This is a genomic window from Actinomadura sp. 1N219 (assembly GCF_044326405.1).
Lineage (GTDB): Bacteria > Actinomycetota > Actinomycetes > Streptosporangiales > Streptosporangiaceae > Spirillospora.
Genome location: NZ_JBIRAY010000013.1, coordinates 97514 through 120526 on the forward strand (window position 1 = coordinate 97514; position 23013 = coordinate 120526).

Genomic DNA, 23013 nt, shown 5'->3' on the forward strand with positions numbered 1-23013 from the left:
GCCTGGAGCCAACCTGAAAGTGTGCTGAAAGCCCTCATTACGAAAAAACCGCGGCCGAGGGGACGTGCGGCGTTACGTCCCCCCGGCCGCGGTGCCGGTGCGGCGCTGCCGTCAGCGCGTGCCGGATCGTGGCTGGCCAGGGCGCGGGCTCCCGCTCTCCGTCGAGAAGGGGGCGCGCCCTGTACGGCCACCTAAACGCATTCAGCTGAACGTTGCCTGAATACGTCCCTCAGTCTTCGTCCAAAGGCAGGACGACCCTGAACGTGGCGCCCTCGCCGGGCGTGGAATCGGCCTCCACCAGCCCCTCATGGGCGGCGACCAGCGCGGCGACGATGGCGAGGCCGAGGCCCGTGCCGCCGTCCGCGCGGGAGCGGGCCTCGTCGGCGCGGTAGAAGCGCTCGAAGACCCGTTCCGCCTGCTCAGGGGAGAGGCCGGGGCCCGCGTCCACGACCTCGACGATGACGGCGGGTGCCTTGCGCAGCGTGCCCGGCGAGAGGCGCACCTCGATCGGCGTGCCCTCGGGGGTGTGGGTGACCGCGTTGGCCAGCAGATTGCCGAGGACCTGGCGCAGGCGCGCCTCGTCCCCCCGCACCTGGTACGCCAGCCCGCCCTCCACCGCCAGCTCTATCTCGCGTTCGGGTGCGAGAACTCTCGCCTCCTGGACAGAGTCGGCGGCGACGGCCAGGAGATCCACCGGCCGCCGCTCGATCGGACGCTGCCGGTCCAGCCGGGCGAGCAGCAGCAGGTCCTCCACGAGCAGGCCCATCCGGGCCGCGGTCTCCTCGATCCGGCCGATCAGCCGGCCCAGCTCGTCGGGGGTGCGGGCCGCGCCCTGCCGGTAGAACTCGGCGAAGCCGCGGATCGCGGTCAGCGGGGTGCGCAGCTCGTGGCTGGCGTCCGCGATGAACCGCCGCATCCGCTCCTCCGACCGGAGCGCCGTCTCCTCCGACCGCCGCGCCGCGGCCTCCGACTCGGCGCGCGCCCCGAACGCCGCCTCGATCTGCGCGAGCATCGTGTTCAGCGACCGGCCGAGCCGTCCCATCTCGGTGCGCGGATCCGCCTGCGGGACGCGGCGGGACAGGTCCCCGGCCGCGATCGCGCCCGCGGTCTCCTCCACCGCCGACAGCGGGCGCAGGCTGGCCCGCACGACCCACACGCCGAGGCCGGTCAGGACGCCCAGCACCAGCAGCCCCACGATCGCGTCGATCGCCACCAGCCGCCGGACGGTCCGGTCGACCTCCTCCAGGCTGAACGCGAGGACGAGCACCCCGCCCGCGACCGGCGCCGCCAGGATCCGCCACTGCGACCCGCCCGTCCCGGACACGGTGAACGGCTGGTCCATGCGCTCGCTCATGTCGGCGGGCAGCTTCGGATGCCCGGACTCGCTCCACGCCGAGTTCTGCCAGACGATCGCGCCGCCCGTGGACCTGACCTGCGCGTACATCTCGCTCGGGATCCGGACGTTGATCTCCCGCTGGCCGAGCCGCAGCCCCTCGGCGACCTGGTCGATCGCCCGCCCGACCGAGCCGCGCAGCTGGTCGTCGGCCCGTCCGACCAGGTACTGCCGCAGGACGGACGCGCCCGCCGCGCCCATCACGGTCATCCCCAGCGTGACCAGGACGAGCATCCCGGCGATCAGCTTCACGCGCAGCGGCGTCCGGCCCCACGTCCTCGACAGCTCGCGGCGCGGCCAGCGCGGCGCGCTCCCACCGGCGCTCCCACCGGCGCCCCCGCCCGGACCGCCCGGACCGCCCGGACCGCCCGGACCTCCCGGAACGACGGGGATGCCGTCGGCCCGCGTCGGCTTCGCCGGGTGGGCCGCGGACGCCGGGAACCGCGTGGCCATCAGCCAGATCTCGACGGCTCGCGCAGGACGTACCCCACCCCGCGCAGCGTGTGGATGAGCCTCGGCTCGGCGTTGTCGACCTTGCGGCGCAGCGCCGACACGTACGACTCGACGATGCCCGCGTCGCCGCGGAAGTCGTAGTTCCACACGTGGTCGAGGATCTGCGCCTTCGACACGACCCGTCCCGCGTTGGCCATGAAGTAGCGCAGCAGCTTGAACTCCGTCGGCGAAAGCTGGATCGCGCGCCCGCCGCGCCACACCTCGTGGCTGTCCTCGTCGAGCTCGACGTCCGCGAACACCATCCGCGGCGGCGGCTCCGTCAGGCCGCCGCGGAACCTCCGCAGGACGGCCCGGATCCGCGCGATGACCTCCTCCAGGCTGAACGGCTTGGTGACGTAGTCGTCCCCGCCGATCGTCAGGCCCTTGACCCGGTCCTGCACGCCGTCCCGCGCGGTCAGGAACAGCACGGGGGTGTGGTCGCCGCCGGACCGCAGCCGCCGCGCGACGTCGAAACCGTCGATGTCGGGCAGCATCACGTCCAGGACGATGAGGTCCGGGCGGTGCCGCCGCGCCGACTGGACCGCGTCGGCCCCGTTGGTCGCGGTGAACACGTCGAACCCGGTGAAGCGCAGGCTGCCGGCGAGAAGCTCCAGGATGTTGGGCTCGTCCTCGACGACGAGCAGGGTCGCCTCCGCCGTCTTGCCGCCGTTCGCCGTCCGATCAACCAATGGCACTGACCCCCTCCGCAATCACTGCAGAGGTTCCCATCTCTACCTGAAAGTCACCTGAATGACCGCAGGGGATCGGTTGAGTGCGCTGTCAGCCGTCCTGCCCCTGGTCAACGGCTCAAGCGAGTCAGCGGCTCAAGCGGGTCAGCGAGCGGATGGCGCGCATGGCCTCGCGGCGCGCGTCGCCCGACAGGACGTCGATGTAGACGTTCCCCTCCAGGTGCCCGCACTCGTGCTGGAGGCAGCGGGCGAAGTAGCCGGTGCCCTCAACGCGGACGGGCTTTCCTTTCACGTCGACGCCTTCGACGACGGCGTGCGCGTGGCGGGCCGTCTCGAAATGCATGCCGGGCACGGACAGGCAGCCTTCCGGTTCGACGAGCAGTTCCCCGTCGGCGGCCACGAGTTTCGGGTTGACGACGTGGCCGATGTGCCTGCGCCCTTCGTCGTCCTTGCAGTCGTACACGAACACCCGCAGGCCCACGCCCACCTGGTTGGCGGCCACGCCCGCGCCGTCCTCCTCGTACATGGTGACGAACATGTCGTCGACGAGGCGCTGGAGGGAGGCGTCGAACGTCCGGACCGGGTCGCATTCGGTGCGCAGGACCGGATCGCCGAGGAGCCTGATCGGACGGGCCGTTCCGTTGCGCGTGTGGGTCCTCTTGCTCACGCAACGATCCTAGAGGCGACGCGCGATCCCAGAAACGGCTGTGTCCGCCCAGGGACGACCCTGGGCGGACACGTCGCGGTCGGTCTCGGCCGCGCCTACAGCTCGATCGGCCCGCGGGACTGCTGGGGCGGGACGACGGGGCCGGGCGGCGGCGGGGTCGGGCCCGCGTCCTCGGCCGGGCGCGCGGGCTTGGCCTGCGCGGCGGACGGGTCGGGGGCGTCGGCGGGCGGCTCGGGCTTCTTCATGGACGGGCCGCTCTGCTGCGACGGCGCAGGAGAGGCCGGGGCAGCCGGGGCGGATGAGGCAGCCGAGGCGGCCGAGGCGGCCGGCTTGGACGCCGACGACGCAGACCCAGACGTGGACGACGACGAGGGCGCGGACGAGGACGACGACGAGGACGGCATCGGCTTCGCGGGCGGCGGCGAAGAGGGCTGGGACGGCTGCTGCTTGCGCGGCGTGGTCTGCCGGACGGCGTCCTCCACCATCTTCTCCAGCGGTCCCGCCTCGTTCTCCGCCGTGAGGAGGCGGTGCAGCGTCTCGCTGATCTCGGTGAGCCGCTGCAAAGCCTGGGTGTGGTTCTTGGTGAGCGACGTGAGCCGCTGCGTCGCGCCCTCGTTGATCACGCTGGCGCGGCGCTCGGACGCGGTGAGCGTGCGCTCGGCCTCGAGCCGCGCGCTGGTCACCGTCTGCTCGGCCTCCTGCTTGGCGGACCCGAGGACGCTCTCGGACTCCTTCTTGGCGGACGCCAGCACGTGCTCGGCCTTGTCCTGCGCCTGGGCGAGGTTCTTGTCGGCGTGCGAGCGGGCGTCGTCGATGATCCGCTTGGACTCCTGCTCGGCGTCCTTGCGGATCTCCGCCCCCTTGGCCTCGGCCTCGGCGACCTTGTCCTGGGCCTCGTCCTCGGCGAGGTTGATGATCTGGCGGAGCCGGTCGCTGAGGTCGTCGCCGGTGGGCTTGCGCGCCTCCCGGACCTCGGCCATCTCGCGACGGAGCCGCTCGGAGTCGTCGTGGGCGCGAGCGAGCCGCGCCTCGAGTTCGCGGTTCTTCTGGACGAAGCGCGCGATGTAGTCGTCGACCTGGCGGCGGTTGTAGCCGCGCATGACGATCTCGAACTCGTGTGAATCTTCTTGGAGGAGGTTCGGCAGGATTTCGGCTTCGTTGCTCATGATGCCTTGGGGGTCGTTGGCGGGGGTGATCACCCCGTCAGGGTCGGTTGCTCTCCTCGCCCGCCGGTCAGCGGGTCCAACTGTGGAAACGTCAGGACGACTCTCGTCCGGTCCACCCCATTCGCGCAACCGGAACGCGCTTCTCGTCGTGGTTTCTTCACCTGGTAAGGGCGACAAACTATCCAATCTCGGAAAATTCGCGCTATCCCGGGGTGGTGCGCGGGCGGCGGGTGCGACCGTCCTAGCATCGGCGGCATGACGTATCTCGGAACGTTGGGCGAGGACCGGCCGGACATCCACCCCGAGGCGTGGATCGCGCCGGGCGCGGTCGTCGTCGGACGGGTCGCGCTGGGCCGCGCGTCCAGCGTCTGGTACGGCTCGGTGCTGCGCGGCGACGACGAGGCGATCGTCGTCGGCGAGGAGTGCAACATCCAGGACCTCTGCTGCCTGCACGCCGACCCCGGAACGCCCGCCGTCCTGGAGGACCGCGTCAGCCTCGGCCACAAAGCGATGGTGCACGGCGCCCACGTCGAGACGGGCTCGCTCATCGGCATCGGCGCGATCGTCCTGAATGGCGCGCGGATCGGCTCCGGGACGCTGATCGCAGCAGGCGCGCTGGTGCCGCCCGGCAAGAAGATCCCGTCCGGCGTGCTCGTCGCCGGGACGCCGGGGAGGATCGTCCGGGAGCTGACCGACGACGACCGGCTCGTCCTGACGCACACGCCCGAGGTGTACGCGGAGAAGGCGAAACGGCACCGCACCGTCGCGTGGGACTGACCGCCCCGCCGTCCGGAACCGACCGCACCGCCGTCCGGAACCGACCGCACCGCCGTCCGGGACCGACCGCACCGCCGCCTGGGACCGACCGCACCGCCGTCTGGAGCTGACGTCAAGGTCGGAAAGATAAGTCTCTGACCTGCGGAGATGCGACGAATGCGCCGGTGGGCGAGACCCCTGCCGTGTTCTGCTGACTACCATGACCATCGTGGTGTGGGGACCGGGCTATGGCAATGCTCCGCCGCCCAGCCCCCCGATGGGGCAGGATCCGTTCGCGGAGGCAGAGCGGGACACGAGGGCGATGGTGGCCGCCGCATGGTGGCCGTCGGCGCCTCCGCAGCAGCGCCACCACGCCATCGGCGGTCGCATGCTCGTCCTCCCGGACGGCACGTGGTGGCTGTTCGGCGCCTGGGCCCGCTGGTACCGGCTGCATCCGGCCGACGGGCAGTGGTACCTGTGCCCGCCGCCGCGGACGCCCGCCGTCCGGATGGCGGCGCGGCCCGCGCAGCAGGGCGGGGTGCAGGTTCCCACGCTCCCGCCGCACGTGATCCCGGCCGGGCCCGACTTCTCGTACGACCCGCCCACGGGCCTGCCGTTCGTCGGGCACGGGTTCGCGACCGAGCTGAGTTCGCGCGTCCGGTCGACGGTCGAGTCGGCGGCGACGCTGTCCGCGCCCGACTACCCGCACTGGTGGTCGGAGTTCTCCAACGACGCGCCGTCCACCGTGGTCGTGGCCTGGGGCGTGATGCTGTGGTGCTCGTCCTCGCCCGCGTTCGACTCGCGGCTGGACGCGCAGATGCTCGACCTGTGGAAGCCCTACCGCGCCAAGCCGCTCCCGCGCGTGGACGGGCCGCGCTGGCTCACCCCGCCCCCGCTGGAGACGCTGGTCGGGCTCTACGCCGAACGGCTGCGGGCCAGCCGGGTGGACGCGGCGGTCGTCGTCCTGCGGACGATGTGGGCCGTCGCGAGCGCGCTGCGCGAAGACGTCCGGTTCCAGATCCGGGCGGACGCGCTGCTCGCCGTCCTCGGCACCACGCTCGCCAACCCGACCGTCGACTATGGGGCGCTGCCGTACGGCGACCAGGCGATCGTCCAGCAATGGCTGACGCGATGCCCACCTAACCTGGTTCCTTCGCTGCGAAACGAGAGTTCGCCAGGGGACAACTTCCGGCACGCTTTCTACACACTCAGCGAATTGATAGCCGGGCTCTCAGGCGACCCCGCCGAACCCGCATATATCGAGCCTCGTCTTGTGGCCGCCGCGCTGCTCGCCGCCGATCTGGACGTCGTCCGCAAGGACATGGTCGGCACCATCGTCCCGTGGCTGGACCCGGAGATCCGCTACACGGTGCAGGCCGTGGCGGAACAGAAGGGCCATCCGCTGCGGCGCCTCTGGCCGCAGGACATGCGCCTCCCCGAACCGCTGCGGTCCGCGGCCGGGTCGGGCCCGGGCGCGGAGACGCTGCTGGCCGCGATGTACGAGGTCGACCTGGCCTGGTGCCGGCTCGGCGGGATGCCCGCGCGGCCGCGCGGCTTCCCCGTCCCGACCTCGATCATCGCCGGGATCATCGGACGGAACCGGGCCCGCGCCACCGCCGCCGCCCCGACCGCCACGCCACCGCCGAACCCCGCGCCACCGCAGCCGACGCCGTTCAGCATGCAGAGCCAGCCCGGAATCGCTCCTGGTACGCCTCCGCATGCGCAGAGCGCGCCGTCCGAGCCTGACCGTCCGTTCGTCCAGCCGCCCGCGCAGCCGTACGGCGACGCGGCGGCCAACCAGGCGGCCGTCCATCAGATGGCCGGGCCAGGGCAACAGGCCGCGTTCGCGTCGCCGGACCCAATGATGGGCGGCACCCCCACCGAGGAGGACCGGGACGAGGGGAACGCAGCGCCGCCTTACACGGAACTCGGATTCCAGCGTCCGGGCGCAGCGCCACCTGCGCCAGTTCAGAACCCGGCCGCCATGCAAAGCCCTGCGCCAATGCAGAACCATGGGCCCATGCAGAGCGCCTCTCCGCAGCCTCCGCCGGCGGCGGTGCCTGAGCAGCAGGACGCGAACTTCGTGCCGCCCTACACCCACCTCGGCTATCAGCCGTCCGGTGCCGCTCCTCCGCAGCAGGGTCCGCCGCCGTCGCCGAACGTCTCGCAGCCGCCGCCGAATCCCGTCGCGCCTCCGGAACCGCAACAGCAGCAAGTCCAGCAGCAGGTCCAGCAGCAGCCGGCGCCTGCGGCGTTCGATCCGTACTCCACTCGCGTGGAAGACCAGTCGGGAGCACCGCCCCAGGCAGGCCCGGCGAGCCCGCCTGGCACCCGGATTCTGGGGCCCGGCGACCTGGAGGACGACCCCGCCCAGCCGCCGCCACCCGTGCCCGGAGCCGGGCCGGGGACGAAGGTCATGTCCAAGACGATGGTCGGCGACTTCGACTTCCTGGACGACACGCCTGCCCCGGACCAGCCCGTCCACGAGATCCCGCCCCCGAAGGACCGGAGCGAACGCCGCGTCCTGGAGCGCTTCGGGTTCGGCTTCGTGTACGGCGACCATGACGCGAGCGAGCTGCTCGCCGACGTGCGCAAGCAGGTCCAGGAGTGGGACGCGCCCGGCGGCGAGGGCGCCGAGGACACCCGGGTGGACGGCGCGCCCAGCTCGATCAGGCCGGGCGTGCCCGGCGTGCTGCTGGTCGGCGGGCCGCACTCGGGGCAGCGCAGGCTGTCCCGGCTCATCGCGCTGACGCTGGCGAACGCGGGCCTCGGCGACGGGTCGCTCCGCGCGCACGACGCGGAGGACGTCCGGGACGCGCCCGCCGAGCGGATGGGGCAGATCCTCGCCCAGCCCGGCCCGGCCGTCCTGTTCGAGCGCCTGGACGTGGCGATCGCCGGGGCGCGCGACCCGGTGGCGGTCGTCGGCGCGGTGCGCCGGGCCCGCCGCGACCCCGTCAACACGACGCCCGTGATCGCGACGTGCGAGCCGCAGGCGTACAAGCGGCTCCTGCGCGAGCATCCCAAGCTCGTCCAGACGTTCCGCGTCCACCGGCTGCCCGACTTCAGCGACCTCGACAACCGCCTGATGCTGCTGCACGTGCTGGCCGAGGAGCGGCGCGTCACGATCGGCGCGTCAGCGATGGAGGTCGCCCGCGAGGACCTGAACCGGCTCCGCGGGCCGGGCGACCTCGTCAACGCGCGCCTGGTCGAGGCGTACCTGGACCAGGCGGCGCAGCGGAACATGGAGCGCGCCGGGGCGTCCCACGACCGTCTCGTGCTGACCCCGGACGACCTGGCGGGCGTCGCGGAGGGCATCGAGCCGGCGCTGCGTCCGCCCGGCGACATCGACGGCTACCTGCGGCAACTCGAACAGCTCACCGGGCTGGAGGACGTCAAGGCCGCCGTGCACGAGCTGGCCGACGACGCCGGGCTCGCCGCCGACAGGGCGCGCTACGGGGTGTCCCCGGGCGAGGGCCGGCACCTGATCTTCGTGGGGCCGCCCGGCACCGGGAAGACGACCGTGGCGGGCCTCGTCGGCGGCATCTACGCGGCGCTCGGGCTGCTGGAGTCGGGGCATGTGGTCGCGTGCCGTCCCGTCCACCTGGCGGGACGCGACCGGGCCGACACCGAGAACCGGGTCGCGGGCATGGTCGAGCAGGCGCTCGGCGGGGTCCTGCTCATCCAGGAGGCGTACCGGCTCGACCGAAGCCCGCCCGTCGTGGCCGAGCTGCTCCGCCGGATGAACGCGGGCGGCGCCCGGTTCATGGTGGTCTGCTCCAGCCCGGCGGCCGAGATGGAGGGCTTCCTCGCGGGCAATCCCGCGTTCCGGGCCGAGTTCGGCCGGGTCGTGGAGTTCACCGGCATGGGCGACCGCGACATGGTGCAGCTCTTCCAGAGCTACGCCGAACGCGACCTCTACGTCCTGGACGAGGAACTCCGCGTCGAGCTGCTGAACCGGTTCGCGCGGCTGCGCGGCGACCCGCAGTTCGCCTACGCGCGGACGGTCCGCGCGCTGTTCGAGCAGACGGTGGCGCGGCAGGCGGCCCGGCTCGCGGGCGCCGACGTCAACGCCGCCACCGTGGCCCGGCTGACGGCCCGCGACCTCCCCGAGACGGCGCTGGAGCAGATGCTCGGCGACTTCCGCCCCGGCCCCTGACCGCCCCGGCCCCTGACCGCCGCGCCCGTCTCCGCTGGTCGGCACCCGCCGCGCGGGACGTTTACGACATATGCATCAGACGGGCGTCAGATGGGAAGGGTACGGGGAGTCGCCGAGGGCCGGTGCCTAGATCGTTCAGGTGGGCGTCCCCCGGATTGACAGGGTCACGGGTGGCCCTCGAATGGCCCTCTTGGGTCATGTGCCCGTCCGGACGAGGCGCGTAGCCTCGACTTGGGTGTGGGGAACGAACGGAGGTGGACGCGGTGCGCCAGAACCTCGATTTGCGCGTCCACGACCGTGTTGCGCTGGACGAGATCGAACTCTATGCCGAGATGCTCAGCGCGGTGGCGGCGGCCGAGCGGCCGCTGACCGTCGCGGAGATCGACATGGTGCTCGGGGTACGGTCCGACGAAGCCGGTCGTCGCGAGCTGACGCCACGGGACTGAGAGCGGTCCCAGGGGGGCTTGGGAGGACGTCCTCCCAGCTGGAGAGCAGAGCAGTCGCGCGCAGCGGGCCGGGGACGCCGATCACGGCGTCCCCGGCCCGTCATTTTCGCGCCGCACCCGGCCGCCCGCCCGCTGACCTGCCCGTGTAACAAATCTCACTTATGATCTTGACCGGCGCCTCGCGGCGGACCGTCCGCAGGCGCCGAAACGGCGGCCGTCCCCGCAGATACCGGGCGCACGGGGGGTATGTACCTGATGATCCGGGGCAATCTTGGAAGTGAGAGGATGGCGGACACCAGCCGAAGCTGGGGCAAAGGTTCTTTTTACGGCTGGTAGCGCCTACGATCCTCTGCGGACTGTTCCGGCACATCAGGAGAACGACGTGCGCTTGCGTCTCACGCCGCGTGAGGACAGCTTCTACGACATGTTCGCCGACTCGGCGAACAACCTGGTCACCGGCGCCAGGCTGCTCGTGGAGCTCATCAGCGACGGTGCCGACCGGGCAGCGATCGCGGAGAAGATGCGCGCCTGCGAACACGCGGGCGACGAATGCACCCACGCGATCATGCGGCGGCTGAACGAAACGTTCATCACGCCCTTCGACCGCGAGGACATCTACCGGCTGGCCTCGACGATCGACGACGTGATGGACGAGATGGAGGAGGCGGCCGACCTCGTCGACCTCTACAAGATCGAAGAGTTCCCCAAGGGCATCGTCCACATGGTGGAGGTGCTGGAGCGCGCGGCGGAGCTGACCGCGGAGGCGATGCCGAAGCTGCGGTCGATGAAGGAGCTCAACGAGTACTGGATCGAGATCAACCGGCTCGAGAACCAGGGCGACAAGGTCTACCGCAAGCTGCTCGCGAAGCTGTTCAGCGGCGAGTACGACACGCTCACGGTGCTGAAGCTGAAGCAGATCATCGACCGCCTGGAGGACGCGGCCGACGCGTTCGAGCACGTCGCGAACACGGTCGAGACCATCGCGGTCAAGGAATCATGAGCGTTCGGGACGAGCCGCAAAGCCCCGAGCCGCGCGGCCCCGCCGACCATGCCGTGGGCGGCCCGGTCGGCGCGACGCTGACCAAGGACGAGGCGCCGGGCGCCGACCCGACCCTCGGCGAACAGGTCCGCCGCGGCCCGGCCAGGTTCTGGCCCGTCCTGCTGCTGGGCTTCCTCGCGGTGATCCTCGCCGGGGCGCTCGGCCTGCGCTCGGACGCGCAGGCCGCCGTGCTCATCCTCGTCGTCATCATCGCGCTGGCCTTCGACTACACCAACGGGTTCCACGACGCGGCCAACGCGATCGCGACCTCGGTGTCCACGCGGGCGCTGACGCCGCGGGCGGCGCTGCTGATGGCGGCCGTCATGAACCTGATCGGCGCGCTGCTCGGCGTCGAGGTCGCCAAGACCGTCAGCGAGGTCATCACCCCGCCGACCGGCCTGCACGGCCTCACCGTCGTCGCCGCGGGCGTGCTCGGCGCGATCACGTGGAACCTCATCACCTGGTACTTCGGGCTGCCCTCGTCGTCCTCGCACGCCCTGATCGGCGGGGTCGTCGGCGCCGGGTTCGCGTCGGCGTCCACGGTGAGCTGGAGCACCGTCCTCGAAAAGGTCGCCATCCCTATGGTGGTGTCGCCGGTCGTCGGGTTCTGCCTGGCCTACCTGGTGATGGTCGCCATCCTGTGGATCTTCCGCCGCGCCAATCCAGGCCGGGTCGCCCGCCGCTTCCGGATCGCGCAGTCGCTCTCCGCGGCGTCCATGGCGCTGGGCCACGGCCTCCAGGACGCGCAGAAGACGATGGGCATCATCGTCCTGGCGCTGGTCACCACCGGCCACTCCGACGGCAAGAGCGTCCCGCTGTGGGTCATCGTCGCCTGCGCCGGCGCCCTGTCCCTCGGCACGTACGCCGGAGGCTGGCGGATCATGCGGACGCTCGGCCGCCGGGTGATCGAGCTCGACCCGCCGAAGGGGTTCGCCGCTGAATCGACGGCCTCGATGATCCTGTACGCGACCGCCTACATCTGGCACGCTCCAATTTCCACCACGCACACGATCACGTCCTGCATCATGGGCGTCGGCGCGACGAAGCGCCTCTCCGCCGTCCGCTGGGGCGTCGCCGGCAACATCATCACCGCCTGGGTCCTCACCATGCCCATGGCCGCCTCCGTAGCCGCCGCCGTCTACTTCGTAGTCCACTTCTTCGGCGCGTGATAGCGCGAACCGCCCGCCCGCCCCTTTCCAGGACGGGCGGACGGCGCTCGGCCGGGGTTACTGGCCGGAGATTCGGTTGAGGGGTGGGGGTGTGATGGTGGGCTGGGTGGTGAAGTAGGCGACGAAGGCGTCCAGGTCTATGGGGCCTAGGACCTGGTCCTTTCCGTCGGTGAAGACGGTGAAGCCGTCGCCGCCGCCTAGGAGGAAGTTGTTCGCCGCGACCTTGTACGTGGTGGACGGGTCGATCGGTGTTCCGTCGATGGTGATGGCGGAGACGCGGTCGCCTACGGGCTTGGAGCGGTCGATGGTGAAGTGCAGGTTCGCCGAGGGCTGGAGGATCTTCTCGCCTGCGGACGTCCACTGCTGTTCGAGGAGGGCGTCGAGCTGCGTGCCGGTCAGGGACACGACGCCCATCACGTTGCTGAACGGCTGGACGGCGAACGCCTCGCCGTAGGTGACGACGCCGTCGCCCTCCGAGCCGCTCGCGGCGAAGGTCAGGTCGGTGCGGACGCCGCCCGGGTTCATCACCGCGACCTGCGCGCCCAGGTCCTTCATCGAGGCGAGCTGCGCGTCCGCGATGACGTCGCCGAGCGCGGTCTCGCCCGCGGGGGACGGTGCGCGGGTGAGGTCGGCGGTGATCTTGCCGATGGGCTTGTCGGCGATCTCGGAGACGCGGTCCTTCCACGTCTGGACGAACCGCTCCGTCGCCGGATCGGGCGCGATGTCGCGCGTGACGACGTGGTTGTCGCCCTTCATGGAAGCGCGGACGATGTCGCCGGTGCGGCGGTCCACCTGGAGGTTCACCTCGGTGATCACGCGTCCGAAGGACGAGCCGGACGAGAACAGCCGCGGGTCGCCCTTCGGGTCCTCGACCGAGCAGATGTACTGCTGGTGGCTGTGCCCGGACAGGACGACGTCGATCTCCGGGTCCGCGTCCTTCGCGATGCGGGACCCGGCGCCGGGCTGGACGCCGCACTCGTCCGGCCGCGAACCGGCCTTGACCTGGTCGCCCTCGTGGACGAGCAGCACCATCGCGCGGACGTGGCGCCGCTTCAGCTCGCGGGCGGCGCGGTTCGCGGCGGCGACCTCGTCGACGAACTCCAGGTCCTTGATGCCCTCCGCGGTGACGATGCTGGGGGTCGTCTTGGTGACGACGCCGATGAAGCCGACCCGGACGCCGTTGACGCGGCGGATCGTCCACGGCTTCATCGCGGGCCGCTGGTGCTTCTTCTTCAGGACGTTCGCCGCGAGGTAGTCGAACTTCGCGCCGCGCCACGTTCCGGCGGGGGAGCAGCCGTCGGCGGGATGGCAGCCGCCGTTCTGGATGCGCAGCAGCTCCTTGTAGCCCTCGTCGAACTCGTGGTTGCCGACCGCGGAGGCCGTGACGCCGATGTCGCCGAGGAACTGCACGGACGGTTCGTCGTGGTAGGCGGCGGAGATCAGCGGCGAGGCGCCGATCAGGTCGCCCTGCGCGACGGTGAGGGTGTCGCGGTTCCGCAGCTTCTTGAGGTGGGCCGCCACGTAGGCGGCGCCGCCCGCGAGCACGGTGTTCCCGTCCTCGTCGATGGCCCTGCCGGAGCTTCCGGACGGCGGTTCCAGGTTGCCGTGGAAGTCGTTCAGCGCCAGCAGCCGCACGGACGCGGCCGGGGCGGGGCGTGCCGCCGCCGGTTGCGCGGCCAGGCCCACGACCGTCAGCGCCGCCGCGGCGCAGGCCAGGATGGTGCGTCGTCGAGTCATGCTGCGGACGGTAAGTGCGTCCGGCATACGCTTCCCGGCGGCACGATGACGTTTCTGTGACAACTTGATCAGGGGATTCACGCGTCCGGCCGCATAGGGTGGCGATCATGAGCGAGGTGCGTGCGGTGCACGGCGGCGAGGTCGCCGGCGTGCTGGCCCTGGTCGAGGCGGCGGCGGACGCCGACGGGGTCGGGCCGCTGTCCGAGCATGCGGTGCTCGCGCTGCGCGGCGGGCGGCCCGGGACGGCGCTCTCCGACGGCGGCGTGATCGTGGCGTACGCACACCTTGAACCCGCGGCCGATGACGAGCCCGCGGTCGGGGAACTGGTCGTCCACCCGGGGTACCGGCGCCGGGGGCACGGGCGTGCGCTGCTCCGCGCGCTGCGCGAGGAGGCGGGTGGTCCGCTGCGGGTGTGGGCGCACGGCGACCTGCCCGCGGCCGCCGCGCTGGCGAGCGCCGAGGGGATGGCGCGGGTCCGCGCGCTGTTCCAGATGCGACGCCCCGCGTCCGGGCCGCTGCCGGAGGCGCGCGTCGCGGACGGCGTCACCCTGCGGACCTTCGAGCCCGGACGCGACGAGCGCGCCTGGCTGGACGTGAACTCCCGCGCCTTCGCCGACCATCCCGAGCAGGGCGCCTGGACGATCGAGGACGTCCGCGACCGCGAGACCGAGGACTGGTTCGACCCGGCCGGCTTCTTCCTCGCCGAGCGGGACGGCCGCCTCGCCGGATTCCACTGGACGAAGGTCCACCCCGGCGGTCTCGGCGAGGTCTACGTCGTCGGCGTCGACCCGGACGCGCAGGGCCTCGGCCTGGGCCGCGCCCTCACGCTGGCGGGCCTGCACCATCTCCGCGACGTGGGAGTCGACCAGTTCATGCTGTACGTGGACGAGTCGAACGCCGCGGCCGTCCGCCTGTACGAGTCGCTCGGCTTCACCCGCCACGCCGTGGACGTCATGTACGCCGCAGAGGCGCCGGGACTCTCCTGAAACAGGGCCGCGGGCTCTCCCGGAACGCGCCGTTCTAAACCTGGCTTACTCGGTCCGGGTAAGTTTTTTGCGCTCGTGAGCTGCGCTGTTAACCCGGCGTACATGGCAAATCGGGGCATTCTTCGCAGTGATGCTCGTCCGCGTTCATCGCTCGTTCACCTGGATCGGGGCGGCTGGTCACCTCGCCTGCCTAGCGTCGCTTCCGACGGTGACCCCGGCGCCCCAGAGAGCTGACCAGGAACGGCCCGGGGGTCCCGCGAGACGAAATTAGAGGAGACCCTCCGGTGAAGAACGGTTCCCGACTCGCCGCCCTTGGCGGCGTGGTCGTCGCGGGGGCACTGGCCCTCACCGCCTGCGGGAGCGATGACAACACGACGGCGTCGTCCAGCAAGGCGCCGACCGGCGACATCGACTGCGCCAAGGCCAGCGTCAACGCGGCCGGTTCCAGCGCGCAGAAGAACGCCGTCGAGGAGTGGACGAAGGTCTACGCGAGCAAGTGCGCGGGCGCCAACCTCAACTACAACCCGAGCGGCTCGGGCGCGGGCATCCAGGCGTTCACGAGCGGTCAGGTGGCGTTCGCGGGCTCGGACTCGGCGCTCAAGCCGGACGAGGTCCCCGCGGCGCAGAAGCGCTGCCAGGGGAACCCGGCGCTGAACCTGCCGATGGTCGTCGGCCCGGTCGCCGTCGTCTACAACCTCCAGGGCGTGGACGGGCTCAAGCTGTCGTCCGACACGATCGCCAAGATCTTCTCCGGCAAGGTCAAGACCTGGAACGACCCGGCCATCGCGAAGGAGAACGAGGGCGCCAAGCTCCCGTCCTCGCCGATCAAGCCGGTGTACCGCTCGGACGAGTCCGGCACCACCGACAACTTCACGGACTACCTGAACAAGACCTCCCCCGACGTCTGGACGTGGGAGAAGGCCAAGAAGTGGCCGAACTCCACCGGCCAGGGCGCGCCCAAGTCCGACGGCGTCACCAGCCAGGTGAAGAGCACCGCGGGCGCGATCTCCTACGTGGAGATGTCGTACGCGGAGAACAACAAGCTGCAGACCGCGCACATCAAGAACGGCGCCGGCGAGTACGCCCAGCTGTCGCCTGACAGCGCGTCCAAGGCCGTCGCCGGGGCGAAGGTCGTCGGCACCGGCAACGACGTCGCGCTGAAGATCGACTACACGACCAAGGAGCCGGGCGCCTACCCGATCGTCCTGGTCACCTACGAGATCGCGTGCTCGAAGGGGCTGCCCGCCGAGCAGGCCGGGTTCGTCAAGTCGTTCCTGACCTACACCTCGTCCGACGCCGGCCAGAAGATCCTGACCGACGTCGGGTACGCGCCGCTTCCGCCGGCCGTGCTGACCAAGGTCCAGACGTCCGTGAAGGCGCTGTCCTGACAGCTGGCGACGGCACCCGCAGCCCCGCCGCCGACCACGTCGGCGGCGGGGCTGGCGTGGGTCCGGCCGATCTGAACCAAGGAGGACGCTCCATGAGCAGCGAGAGCGGCGTCGAGGCCAAGTCGGGCGCGGAGGCGGTGGCGGGCGCCCGGCACCGCGCCACCGGCGCCCGGATGAGCACCGGACGGGCCGGCGACCGGATCTTCGCCGGGGCCGCCCGCGGCTCCGGCATCATCGTCCTGGGGATCGTCGCCGCGATCGCGGCGTTCCTCGTCTGGAAGGCGATCCCGGCGCTGCAGGACAACGAGGCGAACTTCCTCACCAGCGAGGAGTGGAACCCGAACGCGGCGCCGCCGGAGTTCGGCATCGCGCAGCTGGCGTTCGGGACGGTGGTGTCGTCGCTGCTGGCGATGCTCATCGCGACGCCGGTGGCGATCGGGATCGCGCTGTTCATCTCGTTCTACTCGCCGCGGCGGCTGGCGACCGGGCTCGGCTACATCGTCGACCTGCTCGCCGCCGTCCCCAGCATCGTGTACGGGCTGTGGGGCCTGATCTTCCTGTCCCAGCACATGGAGGGCATCAGCAAGTTCCTCAACTCGGTGCTCGGCTGGATCCCGCTGTTCGGCGGCGACAGCCCCGGCAAGAACTCCATCTTCACCGCCTCCGTGGTGCTGGCGATCATGATCCTGCCGATCATCTCGTCCATCTCCCGCGAGGTGTTCCTGCAGGTCCCGCAGCCCAACGTGGAGGCCGCGCTGGCGCTCGGCGCCACCCGCTGGGAGATGATCCGGATGTCGGTGCTGCCCTACGGCCGGTCCGGCATGATCGGCGCCTCGATGCTCGGCCTCGGCCGCGCGATGGGCGAGACGATCGCCGTCGCGATGGTGCTGACGTTCGTGCCCGGCATCAACTGGCACCTGCTGGAGAACGGCGGCAGCACGTTCGCGGCCAACATCGCCAACAGCTTCGCCGAGGCGTCCACCACGGGCCGCGGAGCGCTGATCGCCTCCGGTCTCGTCCTGTTCGTGATCACCCTGGTCGTCAACATGGCGGCCCGCGCGGTCGTCGCGCGCCGGAAGGAGTTCGTGTGACCGCCGTCTCCACCAGCAAGGGCCCCGCCGGCAGGAACACGAGCCTGACGTCCGTCTCGCTCGGCCGGAAGGTCAAGGACCGGGTCGTCCAGGCGCTCGTCTACCTGGCGTTCGCGCTGGCCGTCATCCCGCTGCTGTCGGTGCTGTGGACGGTCGTCGTCAACGGCGTCGAGCGGCTCGACCTCACGTTCTTCCAGTTCTCCATGAACGCGGTCAGCGGCAAGGACGCGGGCGGCGGCGCCTACCACGCCATCATCGGGACGCTGCAGCAGGTCCTCATCACCAGCCTGATCGCCGTCCCGATCGCCGTGCTGACCGCCATCTACCTGGTGGAGTACGCCGGGAACGGGCGGCTCGGCAAGATCATCAGCTTTACCGTGGACGTGATGACGGGCATCCCGTCCATCGTCGCGGGCCTGTTCGTCCTGGCGCTGTGGCTGCTGACGTTCGGGTTCGACTTCTCCGGGTTCGCCGGGTCGCTGGCCCTCACGATCCTGATGATCCCGACCGTGGTGCGGGCCACCGAGGAGATGCTGAAGCTCGTCCCGAACGAACTGCGCGAGGCGTCCTTCGCGCTCGGCGTGCCGCGCTGGCGGACGATCATGTTCGTCGTCCTGCCCACCGCGAGGACCGGGATCGTGACCGGCGTGATGCTCGCCGTCGCCCGCGTGATGGGGGAGACCGCGCCACTGCTGCTCACCATCTTCTTCACGAAGGCGATCAACAACGACCCGTTCAACGGGCCGCAGGCGTCCCTGCCCACGTTCATCTGGGAGCAGGCCGCCGACCCCAACCAGAACTCGATCGACCGGGCCTGGACGGGCGCCCTCGTGCTGATCGGGATCATCATGCTGCTCAACCTGGTCGCCCGGTTCGTCGCCCGGCGCGGCGCGCCCACGGGTCGCTGAACTAACGGAAAGGAACATCCACCCCATGGCGAAGCGGATCGAGGTCTCGGGGCTGCACGCCTACTACGGCGGCGTCCACGCCATCGAGGACATCTCGATGACGGTCGAGCCGCGCTCGGTGACGGCGTTCATCGGGCCGTCGGGCTGCGGGAAGTCCACGTTCCTGCGCACGCTCAACCGCATGCACGAGGTCATCCCGGGCGCCCGCGTCGAAGGCAAGGTGATGCTGGACGACGAGGACCTGTACGAGTCGTCCGTCGACCCCGTCGCCGTCCGCCGCGTCGTCGGCATGGTGTTCCAGCGGCCCAACCCGTTCCCCACCATGTCGATCTACGACAACGTGGCGGCGGGCCTGAAGCTGAACGGCGTGCGCCGCAAGGCCCGGCTGGACGAGACCGTCGAGGAGTCGCTGCGCGGCGCCAACCTGTGGACCGAGGTCAAGGACCGGCTCAGCAAGCCCGGCGCCGGCCTGTCCGGCGGCCAGCAGCAGCGCCTCTGCATCGCACGCGCGATCGCCGTCCAGCCCCAGGTCCTCCTGATGGACGAGCCGTGCTCCGCGCTCGACCCCATCTCCACCCTCGCCATCGAGGACCTCATCGACAAGCTGAAGACCCAGTACACGATCGTCATCGTCACGCACAACATGCAGCAGGCCGCCCGCGTCAGCGACCGCACCGCCTTCTTCAACATCGCCGGCACGGGCAAGCCCGGCAAGCTGATCGAGATCGACGACACCAGCAAGATCTTCACGAACCCGGAGCAGAAGGCCACCGAGGACTACATCACCGGCCGCTTCGGCTAAGTTCTGGCCGGGCTTTTTTCTTCGGTGTCGCCGGGGCGGTGGTCGGGGACGAAGCGGTAGCCGACGTTGCGGACCGTGCCGATCAGGGACTCGTACTCGGCGCCGAGCTTGGCGCGGAGGCGGCGGACGTGGACGTCCACCGTCCGGGTGCCGCCGAAGTAGTCGTAGCCCCAGACCTCCTGGAGGAGCTGGGCGCGGGTGAAGACGCGGCCCGGGTGCTGGGCCAGGTACTTCAGCAGCTCGAACTCCTTGAACGTGAGGTCGAGGACGCGGCCCCGCAGCCGCGCCGTGTAGGTGGCCTCGTCGATCGTGAGGTCGCCGCTGCGGATCTCGCCGGGGACCTCGTCGGCGTCGGCCCCGGCGGCGGCGCGTCCGACGGCGAGGCGGAGGCGGGCCTCGACCTCGGCCGGTCCTGCGGTCTGCAGGAGCACGTCGTCCAGGCCCCATTCGGGGCTGAGCGCGGCGAGGCCTCCTTCCGTCACGACGGCGAGGAGCGGGCAGTCGAGCCCGGTGGTGCGCAGCAGCCGGCACAGGCTCTTGGCCTGGACGAGGTCGCGGCGCGCGTCCACCAGCAGGACGTCGGCGGGCGGCGCGTCGATCAGCGCGGACGCCTCGGCCGGGGCGACGCGCGTGGAGTGCAGGAGGAGGCCCAGCGCGGGCAGGACCTCGTCGGAGGGCTCTAACGCGTTGGTCAGCAGGAGCAAGCTGCTCACGTGCCGCCTCCCGTCCCTGAAAAAGACGTAGGACCCAGGCGGCTCATCCTTCAGCCCCGGCCACGGCCGGCGGCTCAAGGACGAGGCGACCATGAAGGGGTTTCTGATGAACTCCATGGCCTCGTCGCCCGGATCCCTTCCCATGAGCATATACAAGGCGGTCCGGCGGACAACGGGGTGGCCGGGTCGGGTCGGTATCAGGGGTGGAATGAGAGTCTGGGGACATGGCCAAGGGGACGATGCGTTACTGGGCGGCGGCTAAGGCGGCGGCGGGGACGCATGAGGAGCCGTACGACGCCGGGACGCTGGCCGAGGCGGTCGCCGCGGCGGTGGCGAAGGAGGGCCGCGACGGTGAGTTCCGGCGGGTCGTCGGGCGCAGCTCGTTCCTCGTGGACGGGGAGCCCGTCGGCACCCGCGCGCACGAGTCGGTCGAGCTCCCGGACGGCGGTGTGGTGGAGGTTCTCCCGCCATTCGCGGGTGGTTGATCTCACCGTGGTGTGATTTTTCGGGCTACGAGGTCATTCTCCGGTGCGACCCGTTCATGGGCATCCGCGCACTATGGTGTGCGCGGACTGCCATGACGCGGAATGCCATCACGGGGCGCATGCCGGAGCCCGGAGGAGAGACATGCGGAAAGTACTGCTGGCCTTGCTGGTCCTCGTGGCCGTCGGCGTGGTCGCCGCGGACCGGATCGGCGTGCGCGTCGCCGAGGACAAGATCGGCGAGCAGGTGGCGGCGCAGTACAACCTGCAGCAGCGGCCCGACGTCACCATCCACGGGTTCCCTTTCCTGACGCAGGCGCTCGGCGGCGACTACGACCACATCGAGGTGACGATCGACGACTGGAAGCAGCAGGGCATCGCCGTCACCGGCGTCAAGGTCGACATGCGGGGCGTCAGCGCGCCGCTGTCGGAGGTCACGCGGGGCAGCGCCGCGAACGTTTCCGCCCGCACCGCGACCGCGTCCGCCGTGATCCCCTACGACGTGATCAAGAAGGAGGCGCCGAAGGGGGTCAAGCGGATCGGGCCGAAGGGCGACAACCTGGAAGTCGATCTCGAAGGCACCTTCCTCGGACGTCCGCTGACCAGCACCGCGATCGTGCAGGTCAAGCCGACCGCGCGCGGCATCGCGGTCACGCCCGTGTCGGTGAGCTCGGACGGCGGCCCGCCCGTCCCGCTGGCCCTCGTGAGGCAGCAGCTCACCTGGACGGTCCCGGTCGCCGACCTCCCGGTCGGGTCGCGGATCAGCGTGATCGAGCCGACGCCGGACGGGCTGCGCGTCGGCGCCACCGCCGAGAACGTCCGGCTGAACGATCTCCAGCAGAAGCAGAAATGACGCGGCACTGGTGAACCGGTGCGGAAACGCGTACGTGACAGGGATGTGGGTCCCACCGCGGATGAGGGTTTGCTGCGCGCCCTGTACAGCGAGCACGGAGGTCCCCTCCTCGGCTATGTCCTGCGGCTGACCGGTGGGGACCGCACCCAGGCCGAGGACGTCGTCCAGGAGACGCTGCTGCGCGCCTGGAAGCACCCGGAGGCGCTCGCGGGACGTCCCGTCCGGCCGTGGCTGTTCACGGTCGCGCGCAACCTCGTCGTGGACGCGCACCGCGCGAGACAGGCACGGCCCCCGGAGACGGGCATCGACGAGCATGTCATGATGACCGCGTCCGGCTCGGACGACATCGACCGGGCCCTGGAGTCCTGGACGGTCGCGGAGGCGCTGGCCGGGCTGAGCCCGCCGCACCGGGCCGTCCTGGTGGAGACGTACTACAAGGGCCGGTCGGTCGCGGAGGCGGCGAAGACGCTGGGCATCCCGCCCGGCACGGTCAAGTCCCGGACCTACTACGCCCTGCGCGCGCTCAAACTCGCATTGGAGGAGCGGGGGTTGGCGCCATGAACGGCTGCGTTGACGTGCGTACCTCGCTCGGGGTGTACGTGCTCGGGGCGCTCGACCCCGCAGAGCGGTCCCAGGTGGAGTCCCACCTGGCGGGCTGCCCCGTGTGCCGGGACGAGCTCGCCGGGCTGGCCGGCCTGCCCGCGATGCTCGGACGGGTCGACGAGGCCCAGCTCGCCCAGCTGGCCGGACCGCCGCCCGAACTCCTCGACGGCCTCCTCGCCCGCGCGGCCGCACAACGCGGCCGCCGCGTCAGGCCCCTGAGCCGCCGGGCCGACGGGCAGGGCACGGGCCGCCGGGTCGCCAGATGGACGCCGCTGGCCGCCGCCGCGTGCCTGCTGCTGGTGATCGGCGCGCTGTTCGGCGGGCTGGTGTTCCCGTCCGGCTCGGACGAGACCGCGTCGCCTCCGCCATCGGCGTCGCCGTCCGCCTCCGCCGGCGGCGCGGAGCGGATCGCGGCGGCGAACCCCAAGAACAACATCAAGGGCTACGTGCTGCTCAAGAAGAAGAAATGGGGCACCGAGGTCGAGCTGCATCTGGCGGGCGTCCCGAAGGGGTCGCACTGCCGGCTGCTGGTGATCGCGCGGGACGGGCGGCGGGACGCGCTCGGCAGCTGGTACGTCCCGTACGACAAGGGCTACGGTGAGTACACGGGCTCGACGATGTTCCCGCGCGGGCAGCTGTTCTCGTTCGAGATCGTCGGCCTGGACGGCAAGCCGCTGCTCACCATCCCCGCCTGACCGCCCGGTCCTTCAGGCCGTCCGGCGGAAGAAGTCACCGCCCTGCGAGGTTGTCCATGTCGATGACCGGTGCATTGATCGCGGCCGCGATGCTCGCCGCCGCCACGCTGTTCGGCCTGCTGTGGCGGCGCCGCGACGGCGTGCTGCGCGCCCAACGGGGGCTGGAGGACGCTGTGGTGAACGATCCCCTCAGCCCTGACGACCTGGGCGCCGAACTCGGGGAGAAGGCCACGCTCCTGCAGTTCTCCAGCGCGTTCTGCGCGCCTTGCAGGGCCACCCGGCGCGTCCTCGGGGAGGTCGCGGACATGGTGGACGGCGTCGCGCACGTCGAACTGGACGCCGAGGCGCATCTGGATCTGGTCCGCAGGCTGAACGTGATCCGCACCCCGACCGTCCTCGTCCTGGACGACGCCGGACGCGTCGTCCGCCGCGCCTCCGGAGCCCCACGCAAACCCGACGTCATAGCCGCCCTCGGCGAGGCCATCCCATGACCCCGCAAACGACCGCTCTTCCGGCCGCTCTCCGGACCAATCCCGCGAGCCATACCGGGATGACCTGGGCTAAGACGAATGTCACTGTCTCGGAAGGCGAGATGGATGTGACAGCGCGTGGATTGTCGGCTTAACATCATGTCCGTGCGTTACTGGACAGAGCAGATGCTCACGAAGCGTCGCGCGGTCGACTTCTGCCGCGTGTCCGCCTCGCTCTGTCGCATGGCCTGAGGCATCGAGCCCGTCCGCCCCCGAGCACTTCCACTCCCAGCTCGTACGCACGCTTCCACT

The 23013-nt window shown here is 71.0% G+C and carries 22 protein-coding genes; 16 read left to right on the plus strand and 6 right to left on the minus strand.

Translation table 11 applies throughout. From position 1 onward, the window contains the following. Positions 1-229: 229 nt before the first annotated feature. From ACH35V_RS32890 to ACH35V_RS32905, 4 genes are all read right to left on the minus strand, one after another. Positions 230-1846 carry an ATP-binding protein gene (locus tag ACH35V_RS32890; RefSeq protein ID WP_395978483.1) on the minus strand — a complete coding sequence of 539 codons (1617 nt, stop codon included), beginning with the start codon at positions 1844-1846 and terminating at the stop codon, positions 230-232. Next, positions 1846-2574: a response regulator transcription factor gene (locus tag ACH35V_RS32895; protein WP_395978854.1), complete on the minus strand. Its 729-nt coding sequence runs from the start codon at positions 2572-2574 to the stop codon at positions 1846-1848. The genes ACH35V_RS32890 and ACH35V_RS32895 overlap by 1 nt, the downstream gene beginning before the upstream one ends. 127 nt (positions 2575-2701) lie before the next feature. Further along, the gene (gene def / locus ACH35V_RS32900) at positions 2702-3241 is read right to left on the minus strand and encodes a peptide deformylase (protein ID WP_395978485.1); all 540 of its coding nucleotides are present in this window, start codon (positions 3239-3241) and stop codon (positions 2702-2704) included. Between the two features lie 95 nt (positions 3242-3336). After that, positions 3337-4440 (minus strand): DivIVA domain-containing protein, encoded by a 1104-nt coding sequence (locus ACH35V_RS32905; protein WP_395978487.1) that lies wholly within the window; start codon positions 4438-4440, stop codon positions 3337-3339. Positions 4441-4662: 222 nt separating this feature from the next. On the opposite strand from ACH35V_RS32905, the gene ACH35V_RS32910 reads away from it, so the two are divergent. The 5 genes from ACH35V_RS32910 (at position 4663) to ACH35V_RS32930 (ending at position 11973) form a co-directional block, all read left to right on the plus strand. Then, positions 4663-5184, plus strand: coding sequence for a gamma carbonic anhydrase family protein (locus tag ACH35V_RS32910; RefSeq protein WP_207934470.1), 522 nt, complete (start codon positions 4663-4665; stop codon positions 5182-5184). 199 nt (positions 5185-5383) lie between these two features. Beyond that, a complete protein-coding gene (locus ACH35V_RS32915) occupies positions 5384-9319 on the plus strand; it encodes an AAA family ATPase (protein WP_395978489.1) in 3936 nt (1311 codons plus the stop codon). 254 nt (positions 9320-9573) lie between these two features. After that, entirely contained in the window at positions 9574-9765 is a 192-nt protein-coding gene (locus ACH35V_RS32920; RefSeq protein WP_395978491.1) for a hypothetical protein, read from the plus strand. A 382-nt stretch (positions 9766-10147) separates the two neighbouring features. Next, positions 10148-10765 carry a DUF47 domain-containing protein gene (locus tag ACH35V_RS32925; RefSeq protein ID WP_131967776.1) on the plus strand — a complete coding sequence of 206 codons (618 nt, stop codon included), beginning with the start codon at positions 10148-10150 and terminating at the stop codon, positions 10763-10765. Next, a complete protein-coding gene (locus ACH35V_RS32930) occupies positions 10762-11973 on the plus strand; it encodes an anion permease (protein WP_395978493.1) in 1212 nt (403 codons plus the stop codon). Before ACH35V_RS32925 ends, ACH35V_RS32930 begins: the two co-directional genes overlap by 4 nt. A 57-nt stretch (positions 11974-12030) precedes the next feature. On the opposite strand, the gene ACH35V_RS32935 is transcribed toward ACH35V_RS32930, so the two are convergent. Beyond that, positions 12031-13710 (minus strand): bifunctional metallophosphatase/5'-nucleotidase, encoded by a 1680-nt coding sequence (locus ACH35V_RS32935; protein ID WP_395978495.1) that lies wholly within the window; start codon positions 13708-13710, stop codon positions 12031-12033. Between the two features lie 107 nt (positions 13711-13817). On the opposite strand from ACH35V_RS32935, the gene mshD reads away from it, so the two are divergent. From mshD to pstB, 5 genes are all read left to right on the plus strand, one after another. Beyond that, positions 13818-14696 carry a mycothiol synthase gene (gene mshD / locus ACH35V_RS32940; protein WP_395978497.1) on the plus strand — a complete coding sequence of 293 codons (879 nt, stop codon included), beginning with the start codon at positions 13818-13820 and terminating at the stop codon, positions 14694-14696. 284 nt (positions 14697-14980) lie between these two features. Next, on the plus strand, positions 14981-16084 hold the full coding sequence (pstS, locus tag ACH35V_RS32945) for a phosphate ABC transporter substrate-binding protein PstS (RefSeq protein ID WP_395978499.1): 1104 nt from the start codon (positions 14981-14983) through the stop codon (positions 16082-16084). 173 nt (positions 16085-16257) lie between these two features. Next, complete coding sequence (gene pstC, locus ACH35V_RS32950) at positions 16258-17175, plus strand: phosphate ABC transporter permease subunit PstC (protein WP_395978856.1); 918 nt, start codon at positions 16258-16260, stop codon at positions 17173-17175. Further along, complete coding sequence (gene pstA / locus ACH35V_RS32955; protein WP_395978501.1) at positions 17172-18083, plus strand: phosphate ABC transporter permease PstA; 912 nt, start codon at positions 17172-17174, stop codon at positions 18081-18083. The genes pstC and pstA overlap by 4 nt, the downstream gene beginning before the upstream one ends. A 25-nt stretch (positions 18084-18108) precedes the next feature. After that, the gene (gene pstB, locus ACH35V_RS32960) at positions 18109-18885 is read left to right on the plus strand and encodes a phosphate ABC transporter ATP-binding protein PstB (protein ID WP_395978503.1); all 777 of its coding nucleotides are present in this window, start codon (positions 18109-18111) and stop codon (positions 18883-18885) included. Here pstB and ACH35V_RS32965 read toward each other — a convergent pair. Then, a complete protein-coding gene (locus tag ACH35V_RS32965; protein WP_395978505.1) occupies positions 18882-19598 on the minus strand; it encodes a winged-helix domain-containing protein in 717 nt (238 codons plus the stop codon). The genes pstB and ACH35V_RS32965 overlap by 4 nt on opposite strands. A gap of 224 nt (positions 19599-19822) precedes the next feature. Here ACH35V_RS32965 and ACH35V_RS32970 point away from each other — a divergent pair, with 224 nt between their 5' ends. From ACH35V_RS32970 to ACH35V_RS32995, 6 genes are all read left to right on the plus strand, one after another. After that, on the plus strand, positions 19823-20083 hold the full coding sequence (locus ACH35V_RS32970; protein ID WP_395978507.1) for a MoaD/ThiS family protein: 261 nt from the start codon (positions 19823-19825) through the stop codon (positions 20081-20083). A gap of 142 nt (positions 20084-20225) precedes the next feature. Then, positions 20226-20933, plus strand: coding sequence for a DUF2993 domain-containing protein (locus tag ACH35V_RS32975; protein WP_395978509.1), 708 nt, complete (start codon positions 20226-20228; stop codon positions 20931-20933). Between the two features lie 72 nt (positions 20934-21005). Then, on the plus strand, positions 21006-21494 hold the full coding sequence (locus tag ACH35V_RS32980; protein ID WP_395978858.1) for a sigma-70 family RNA polymerase sigma factor: 489 nt from the start codon (positions 21006-21008) through the stop codon (positions 21492-21494). Then, entirely contained in the window at positions 21491-22231 is a 741-nt protein-coding gene (locus ACH35V_RS32985) for an anti-sigma factor family protein (RefSeq protein WP_395978511.1), read from the plus strand. The genes ACH35V_RS32980 and ACH35V_RS32985 overlap by 4 nt, the downstream gene beginning before the upstream one ends. 62 nt (positions 22232-22293) lie before the next feature. Further along, positions 22294-22722 (plus strand): thioredoxin family protein, encoded by a 429-nt coding sequence (locus tag ACH35V_RS32990; RefSeq protein ID WP_395978513.1) that lies wholly within the window; start codon positions 22294-22296, stop codon positions 22720-22722. Positions 22723-22887: 165 nt separating this feature from the next. Then, positions 22888-22953, plus strand: coding sequence for a putative leader peptide (locus ACH35V_RS32995; RefSeq protein ID WP_372443026.1), 66 nt, complete (start codon positions 22888-22890; stop codon positions 22951-22953). Positions 22954-23013: the final 60 nt, after the last annotated feature.